Origin of the sequence: Borrelia hispanica CRI (assembly GCF_000500065.1) — a bacterium.
GTDB lineage: Bacteria > Spirochaetota > Spirochaetia > Borreliales > Borreliaceae > Borrelia > Borrelia hispanica.
Map to the genome: position 1 here is coordinate 1 of NZ_AYOU01000090.1, position 8,215 is coordinate 8,215.

General features: G+C 33.8%; 13 protein-coding genes and 1 pseudogene. All 14 read left to right on the plus strand.

Annotation, left to right across the window (positions count from 1 at the left end):
* Window positions 1–792 (plus strand): PBSX family phage terminase large subunit (locus tag U880_RS0102505; RefSeq protein WP_024654382.1); only part of this gene is annotated, 792 nt, incomplete at its 5' end.
* A gap of 19 nt (window positions 793–811) precedes the next feature.
* Window positions 812–1,855, plus strand: a complete 1,044-nt coding sequence (locus tag U880_RS0102510) for an anti-CBASS protein Acb1 family protein (RefSeq protein WP_024654381.1) — start codon at window positions 812–814, stop codon at window positions 1,853–1,855.
* A 49-nt stretch (window positions 1,856–1,904) separates the two neighbouring features.
* The gene (locus U880_RS09965) at window positions 1,905–2,273 is read left to right on the plus strand and encodes a hypothetical protein (RefSeq protein ID WP_235047965.1); all 369 of its coding nucleotides are present in this window, start codon (window positions 1,905–1,907) and stop codon (window positions 2,271–2,273) included.
* A gap of 35 nt (window positions 2,274–2,308) precedes the next feature.
* A complete protein-coding gene (locus U880_RS11740) occupies window positions 2,309–2,449 on the plus strand; it encodes a hypothetical protein (RefSeq protein WP_235047964.1) in 141 nt (46 codons plus the stop codon).
* Window positions 2,427–2,963 (plus strand): structural cement protein Gp24, encoded by a 537-nt coding sequence (locus tag U880_RS0102520; protein WP_235047992.1) that lies wholly within the window; start codon window positions 2,427–2,429, stop codon window positions 2,961–2,963. The genes U880_RS11740 and U880_RS0102520 overlap by 23 nt, the downstream gene beginning before the upstream one ends.
* Before the next feature lie 18 nt (window positions 2,964–2,981).
* Entirely contained in the window at window positions 2,982–3,815 is an 834-nt protein-coding gene (locus tag U880_RS0102525) for a hypothetical protein (RefSeq protein ID WP_024654634.1), read from the plus strand.
* 31 nt (window positions 3,816–3,846) lie between these two features.
* Window positions 3,847–4,626 carry a hypothetical protein gene (locus tag U880_RS11135; RefSeq protein WP_024654635.1) on the plus strand — a complete coding sequence of 260 codons (780 nt, stop codon included), beginning with the start codon at window positions 3,847–3,849 and terminating at the stop codon, window positions 4,624–4,626.
* Window positions 4,627–4,657: 31 nt separating this feature from the next.
* Complete coding sequence (locus U880_RS0102535; protein ID WP_038358983.1) at window positions 4,658–5,023, plus strand: hypothetical protein; 366 nt, start codon at window positions 4,658–4,660, stop codon at window positions 5,021–5,023.
* A 23-nt stretch (window positions 5,024–5,046) separates the two neighbouring features.
* Window positions 5,047–5,451, plus strand: a complete 405-nt coding sequence (locus U880_RS0102540; protein WP_024654637.1) for a hypothetical protein — start codon at window positions 5,047–5,049, stop codon at window positions 5,449–5,451.
* Window positions 5,448–5,894 (plus strand): hypothetical protein, encoded by a 447-nt coding sequence (locus tag U880_RS0102545; protein ID WP_024654638.1) that lies wholly within the window; start codon window positions 5,448–5,450, stop codon window positions 5,892–5,894. Before U880_RS0102540 ends, U880_RS0102545 begins: the two co-directional genes overlap by 4 nt.
* Entirely contained in the window at window positions 5,895–6,719 is an 825-nt protein-coding gene (locus U880_RS0102550; protein ID WP_024654639.1) for a hypothetical protein, read from the plus strand.
* Between the two features lie 22 nt (window positions 6,720–6,741).
* Window positions 6,742–7,203, plus strand: coding sequence for a hypothetical protein (locus tag U880_RS0102555; RefSeq protein WP_024654640.1), 462 nt, complete (start codon window positions 6,742–6,744; stop codon window positions 7,201–7,203).
* Between the two features lie 8 nt (window positions 7,204–7,211).
* A complete protein-coding gene (locus U880_RS0102560; RefSeq protein WP_235047993.1) occupies window positions 7,212–7,493 on the plus strand; it encodes a hypothetical protein in 282 nt (93 codons plus the stop codon).
* Window positions 7,490–8,215, plus strand: a pseudogene (locus U880_RS0102565) (tape measure protein); the annotation flags it as partial. The gene U880_RS0102560 and the pseudogene U880_RS0102565, both read left to right, overlap by 4 nt.

Below are 8,215 nucleotides of genomic sequence, written 5' to 3' on the forward strand. Positions count from 1 at the left end.
GATATTGAAAAACTTATTCCGACAATGAGAGAAAGAGGTGGTAGAATCTATATGTCGAGCAATCCAGTTCCGCGTTCTCATTGGCTTTACAAACGTTATATTGCAAATGAAGATAATCCTTCAGTGTGTGTGATCAAAAGTACTTATAGAGACAATCCATTTTTGAATGGAGGCGATGTTAATTCTTGGTTAGAGAAACAAAAACTTGCGTATCATGGCAATGATATTGGGTTTAGAATTGAAGTTTTAGGTGAAGAATTTGAATTTGGAACTGCTAGATTTATAAAACAGTTTAAAGTGTGCGATGAAAGTTTGATATCTAGAGTACAAGGCAGTTTTTACACTGGAGTGCACATAAAAGGAAATAGAGTTTGCTTGATAGAAATTCTTGTTGGAAGACTTGGTTATCTGCCACTAACAGTTGTAACTAATGCTAGTAGTAAAGTATTACTTTCAAGCGAAGATTATCAGCTTGAATTTGCGCGTTTTAGGGGAACTTTTGTTTTACCACATACTAGACAAGAGCTAAGATATGTTTTGTCTCGTTTTGGTAGAGGTTCTTTGATGGCTAGAAATCGTAGTCTGTATGTTCTCTCAGATTATCTTATCCCCAATAATTTGAATGTTGTAAAAAAAGAAGAGACCGAAGACGTAATTTTAGAGTTTCATGACACTGAATATTATTATGATGAGTCTTTTTCTAGTGAGAGTGGTATAGCTACAAATATTGTTATGCAAAGAGATTTACAGTATATACCAGCATTTTTGAATGCTGTGTCCATTTTTACGTAATTGGGCTACGGAGGTTTGATTGTTTAAGTTTAATTTTTTTAAAAGGAATTTTGATAAGAGTGCTGCTTCAAATTCAATATTTTATCCGACAAGCAGCAGTTGTTTGAATAGAGATTCGTCAAGACTTTCTCATCAAGTAGCAGAAATATATGCAGGATTTGCAGCATCTAGAGACATTGAGCACAAAAAAGGAGATGGGCTTGATGTGCTTTTTGATAACAATTTTAGAAGCGTGATCAAAAAGATGGTCTACACCTCAATTATTTCGGGGGAAAGTGCTTTTTACATAGTAGTTCCTGATTCTGAAGATCCCCGCACACCATTGAAGGATGGTTTTGAATCTCGTTGTTTCAATTTTGGTGAGGTTTGTGATGCAGATGATTTTTCTGTTGATCATATACATCCGACTCGTGTTATCAAAATGAAGTCGTCATTTTTGAATTTTTCGGCTTTAGAGAAGAGTAGTCGCATGATGAATTCTTTGCTTGATGAGACGGTTGGTTTTTTGAAGGTTAACAATTTTACTTTTCTAAAATCCGCAACTTTGCCATCAATCAAAGATATGACGGCACATGATCTTTCTGAACTTAAGAAAAATGTAGAAGGGGTTTTGGATAGTAATCATAAAATGATGATACTTGGTAAAGAAGATGATATTGCAAATATTACACGTTCTGTAAGTCCTATAAGAGATGCATTTGAGATTATTGTGTCTGATGTGACGCTCTATTCTGGAATTCCTAAAGAAGTACTATATCCCACATCTCCGTCTGGGGAGGGAAGTGTTGGAAATTATGACATATTCTATCTGAATATTGAGCAAATATGTAAGTTAATGATGGCGCCTTTTATCAATGCAGTTCTGAAGAAATTTAGACTTGAATCTAATTGGCAATTTAAGGCTGTGAAGCCGATTAGTCAAAAAGAACAAGCTGATATTGAAGAGAAACATGCGCGTACTCTGTCTTTATATGCAGATATTTTAGAAAAGGCTAATGAGATGGGTAATTTAGATCTTGTGAACAAAATTCAGTTTGAACTTAACGAATTTTTGCAAGTTTAGTGAGAATTGATTTATGTAAGTTGTTTGACTTTGGAAAAAGGAGGTAAATATGAAAAGTGAACAATTAGATGATATTTCTTTATCAACTACCAATAATTTTGCTTCTGATGTTGGTAATAGAGAAAGTGTAACAATTTCTTTTGAAGAGTATGAAAAGTTGATCTCAGATTCTAAGAGAATACCAGAGATAATTCAGGATTTTGAGAAGAGATTAGCAGAAGGTGAGAGAGATAAGAAACAAGCTGAAAAGAAGGCCGAACTTAATGCATTCAGGGATTCTAAGATTTTGTCACAATTACAGGATGCGTCCAAGCAGTATGATATTTCTCCAGAATTTGAAAAGGTTAGTAGTATCAAGGATGCAAAGTTGGCATTTTTAGATGCTATGAAAAGAAAATATGATATTAAGTTCAAGTAGATGAATCTGGAGATCTTGATGCACAGATTGATAATATGAGTTTCCTTGTACAACAACTTACAGCTTACAAGCAAATGAATAATGCACGTGGTAGATCTGTTGGAGAGATTGTAAATAATACCATGGCACAGAGATATAAAGATAAAATTGCTAATGTTGGGTTTGCGCATGCATAAATTTAGTTTTTCCGGTTCAGAAAAAAGTTTTTTACCAGGATTTGAACATAAGAGTGGAATTCATGAAACTGAGTCTGCAATAGTTGATGCTGATTCAGAGGCTATATTGCCTGGGGATTTAGTAATAGTTAGTAAGTCCTCTAATATGGGAGATATTTTGGTAAAAAAAGCAACATCTAGTACTACAAACACTGATGTTGTTCGTGGATTTGCTATGAAAAAGACCTATATACCTTCATATGAAACAGAAAAGTACTTACCAGGAGAAGTTGTTCCTATTAGAAGACGTGGTGAAGTAGTAGTAACTCTTGATACATCATATACAACTCCTAAAATTGGGCATTATGTCTTTCTGAAAGATGGCAAACTTGTCCAAGACAAAAATGGTAAAGGTGGGGTTCAGGTGGGTAGAATCAAGGACATTAGCATTAGTACTTCAAGTAAAGTTGTGTTATTAGATGTTCAAATTGGTCATGAATATGATACTAGCGGTAATAGGAAATTTTCATCGTAAAAACAAGGAGGTTATTATATGAGTAGAAATATTTTGATGGAATCGAGCGGTACTTATTATGGAGATATTGTAAAACTTGCAAAAAATGGACTTGAAGATTTGATACCTTATAAGATAATAAGCAAAGATGACCTCAGAGATGGGTATTATGTGGTTCGTAAGAAATCGTCGCGTTCTAATGTTACTACAGGTTTTGGTGATTATATTAATGAAATTGGGATGAGTTCTAACCCAATGCAAGAAGCTACGTACAAAATGCACAGATTTGATACACTTCAACGTATATCACAACATGATTTGATGCATGGTACCATAAGTGAAGATGAGGTGAGAAGCCATTTAGAATCTAATCTGATGGAGAATGCTTTTGATTCAGTGGTTTTTGGCAGACCATCGATAAAAATGGAGGGTATTGCAACACTTTCTGGTAGAACTAAATTGACGGCTACACAGGCTTCGTCATTAACTACTGGTGTTACTTTGCATCAAAAGGTTGTTGAAGCTAAACGTAAATCTGAGGAATATAAGAAAAAAATTGGTGGAGCTTATATCTTATTATTACCACATAAGTTTTCACATCTCTTATTAGATCTTTACAGTGAGCCTCAGTATATAACGGTAAACGATGCACTTATTAGAGACCATAAGATAATAACATCGATCGTCAAGGGACTTGAACATCCAGTTCTATATGAGCCTGATGCGTCAGTGATGTTTATGCCATTTTTATCCGAAATATACTTTAGAAAGTTTTCAGCGGCTGATGGTGAGTATATTATTGCATCAATGGAATCAGCAGGAGTTGTGCATTTTCATCCAGAAGAAGTTGTTGAAATTACTATTAGTAGTTAGTTATTTGGCTTATAGAGAGATTGACTAATATATGGATCAAAGTATTTTTTTTTCACAATCTGTTGGTAGTTATAATGGAGATATTGTAAGTCTTGCAAAAAAAGAGGGGCTTCAAGATTTAGTGTCTTGTAGGGTGATTAGTAAAGATGAAATTCAAGATGGGTGTTGTGTGTTTTATAGGCGTCGGCCGCAGATTGATAGAGTTTCACACAAAATGCATTTACTTGATTGCAGGATATCTGTATCACACAGTTCTTTGATGTTTGGTACTGAGAATAATAATTCAATTAAGGCTGATTTAGAACATGGTCTTATGAAAACCGTTTATTATTGGGTTATTTTTGGAGACTCATTTAGGAATATAGAAGGTATTGCAACACTTTCTGGTAGAACGAAATTAACAGCTACATCGGTTTCGTCATTAACTAGTGGAACTATGTTATATGAAAAAGTTGTAGAAGCTAAACGTAAATCTCAGAAGTATAAGAAAATATTGAATGGATCTTATATGGTATTATTACCCCATAAGTTTTCATCTCTCTTAGTAGATCTTTACGATGAACCTCATTATATAACAATACGAGATGCACTTCTGAAAGACCATAATATATCAATATCAGTATTAAAAGGACTTGAACATCCGGTTCTTTACGAAGTTAATCCTTCAATAATGTTTGTTCCTATTATGTCTGAAATAGGTTTTAGAAGATTTGGAGACATGGAATATGAATATATCCAGGCATCAATGCATACAGCAGGAGTTGTTCATTTGCGTCCAGAAGAAGTTGTTGAGATAACTATTACTAGTTAGTTATTTGGATTATCGAGAGATTGACTAATATATGAATCATGTTGATATTAGTGATAACGATGTTTTACTTAATAAGTGGATCAGTATGACTTCTATAGAATATTTACGTATGATGTGTATGAAAGATGATGGTCGTATAGATATACCATTGAGTCTTAGACCAGAGCTTTTAGAGTGTTTGAGGTATACAAAGTCGATTCTGGGTCTTTATTATATGGAAAGTGATGCTTATAATAATTGGTTATTTATATTGATAGAGGCAGTGTATACTGATGTATTTCATGCTAAATGCTTTAAGTCTGGGACTCAAAAAGATTGCAAATTCAAAAAGTTGATTGATCAGATTGATTCTCTTTTTGCTAGAGTTGATCAGAGTACTTTTTTGAGCATTGGTTAAGTAAGTTTAGGAGGTTGAGATTTGTGATTGGCGTTAATGATATTAAGTCTAAGATTAGTAAATCGATTTTTAATAAAGCAAAAAGTTTTATTGGATCTAGAATAAATAAGAATCTTGGTGTTTTACGATCGCAAGTTCCAGGTCGACTTCGTAATATCACTAGTATTCAAACTCAAGAGACTTCTAAAGGTCTCAATATTGAGGTTAAAGTAAACTCTCCTTTGTCTAGGATGTTAGATTCAGGGGATGCATACAGTTCATATTCTAATCTTAGCTTGTCTAGGGTTAGAATATGGGCTTCGCATAAGGGACTCATTGATTCAGCTGTTCCTATATGGCTCAAGATCAAAAATAGAGGACCTAAAAAACAATATACAGATTGGATCAAGAAAGATCTTATTCCCAAAACGAAGGATTTGTTAAAATGAAATATATTGAAAAATTTTTGCACACATTGAAGAAAGATTTAAATAATTATTTGTTTTCTAATAAGTTTGCAACAACTCAAATTTTTTACAAATCTGAGATCCCTACTTGTACGACATTGAAGCTTCCAGTTGTAGTTTTCGCATTAAAAAGCTTAGGTGAGATTGTACTTAAGTGTCAAAGTTATTCATTTGCTATAAGTCTTGATTTTTTAGTTTACACAGAGTGCACAGAGCACAAACCAACTATTGGTCTTGAGATTGCAACTTTAATAGTTAATTTTTTAGTTGTAAACTATTCTCTTCAATCGTTTTCCATTGATGATTCACAAATTTTAGAGGACGATGACAAAGATACTCAGATGGTAACTATAATAAGGAGCACTCTTGGTATTAGGATTAACAGTAGTGATTTGGGTTTATCGTGTGCAAAAAGGAGGAATTAAATGGCTGAACAAAAATTGAAAACGCCCTTAGGGCTTGTTTTGGTATCTGTTAATATACCGAAATTCAAATGGTGCTTTACGGGGAGCACAATTAAGAGCGAGACTGCTCCTAGTGATGGGGAACCGAAAGATTTGGTTGTAAAAGATTTACCTCTTTCAACTACAAAACCTAGTAAATGGAAATCAATCAAAGAATGTGTTTTCAGGGTAAAAACTGTCGGTGCAAATTCTAAGCTTGGAACTTTGGATTTGAAACAAGGTAGTATTTTCTACTATCACGATGCCATTTACAATTCGTTGAAGGGTTGTTTTGGTGATAATGATGAGATAGAAGTATTACTTTTCAGAACTTATTGTATTGGTTATTCATATTCAATCAGTTCAACCAAAGCTACTGAGACTTTGAAGACAGTGTGTGGTTCAATTTCGGCTATTGGGAAAATTCCAGAACAAACAGTTGAGTTTTCAGGATATTCTATTCGTGAGACTTCTGAGAATAAGGATGAGTTGATTGAGACTTATGTAGAAAATTCTCATTTTACGAATCGGGATGTTAGTAAGAAGACGAATGATAATGGCAAATATGATATTGGTAAACAAATATTACCACGTAATTATGAGTTTTTTGTGCTTTTTGTAAATCAAGGACAAAGTGAAGATCAAAGAACTAAATTCATGGTTGGCGAAGGACAAATTGCAACATTCAATCCAAGTCAAGATTTGTCAAATCAAAGAATTGATCAAAAATATCAATTGACACTTTCAAAGCCATTAATTTCAATGTCTTACGATTATATTTCTGGCGCAAAGTTTTTTGAAATTTGATTAGAGAGGAGGTTATATTTTCATGTTAGTTAATGTTAATTTATCAGGGCGTATTGAGTTGCCGTATATTCCAGATTATCTTAGAAAACAAGGAGATGTAGTTAAGAGTGGTACTGCTGCTGAGAGAGAAAAATCTGCTAATGAAGATGCATTTGTGATACTTGAAGGTATTAATTATGGATTTGTCGAAGAGCTTAAGGCTTTTCAAATTGAATTATTTCAAAAATTGTCTAAAAATTCTCTCAAAGAAATTGATCCTAAGATAACTATAGACGTAAATAAGAGACAGTTGGAATTCATGAAAAAAATTTGGAAAGATAATGTTGTAGGATTTGTTGGGTTGTTTGATCAGAATAATCAACCTGTAACTAAGGAAGTGGTTGAGAAGGATGCTATTTTGTTACAAGACATGTTATCAAACTTGGCAATTGAGATTTACAATGTGTCTGAAACTTTAAAGGTAGAACGTGTTGCAAAAAAGTAGAACTTGCCTTGCATTATATCGCTAAGCGAGACCATTATGACGAGTTATTCAAATTTACAGAAATATTGCAGGGCGGCAAATTTTTGGAAGACATAAAACAAGAAATTGATTGGATTAAATACAATGAAGAGTGTTTGATGCATTTGATCAATCAGGCGTTAATTTCACGAAGTTTGGGGATTCTTCCACGAGGAGGAGGACTTTTTGATCAAAATTATTGGTTTGTGCTTGTGTACAATGAGCTCAATCTTTACATCAAAAAACTTGAAAATGAGAGTATAAGTAAATGAATCTTGATGATATTATAATTCCTTTGTCAATTGTTACCAACAATGAAAGTAAATTGAATGATATATCTGAACAACTTCAAAAAATAGCGTCACAAGAATTTCAAAACTTAGAAGATTTGAAGTCAAGGTTAGAGACTACCATAAATACGGGCGATGGTTTTAACGTTGTGTGTGAAGCTTTGATTGAGAATACTCGAAGGATGGGTGATAATTTCAAAAATCTTGCTTCAGCCGTCAAAGTTGTTGGAAGTAATAGTACCAAAAGTTTCAAAAGCGTTGGGAGCACTCTAAAACGTGTTGGTAAAAATTTGTTCAATGTAAAAAATATGGCAAATGCAGCAGCGGACGCTTTAGAGAGAATGGTAAATACTATTGGTCCTATAGTTTTGATTGTGAAAACTCTTCAAATGGCGGGCAATGCTGTTAATAATGTTTTTACAGGCGCTATGGAGTCTTTAGAATCATTTAACAATGAAGTTAGTGTTTTTTCACAGATGCTAAATAACGATAGTCTTGGAAAAGCTTTAGCCGATGATATGAATGCTTTTGGGGAACAAACCACATTTACTAGTGAAGCTATAAGTAGTGCTGCTCAAACCATGTTATCTTATGGAGCTTCTGCTTCTGAAGTTAGTCAACGTATGCGTATGTTTGGGGAGGCTGCGGGGAATAGTAGTGAAGGACTTACAAAGTTGGCAGAGATCTATTCTAAAGTAGAGGCT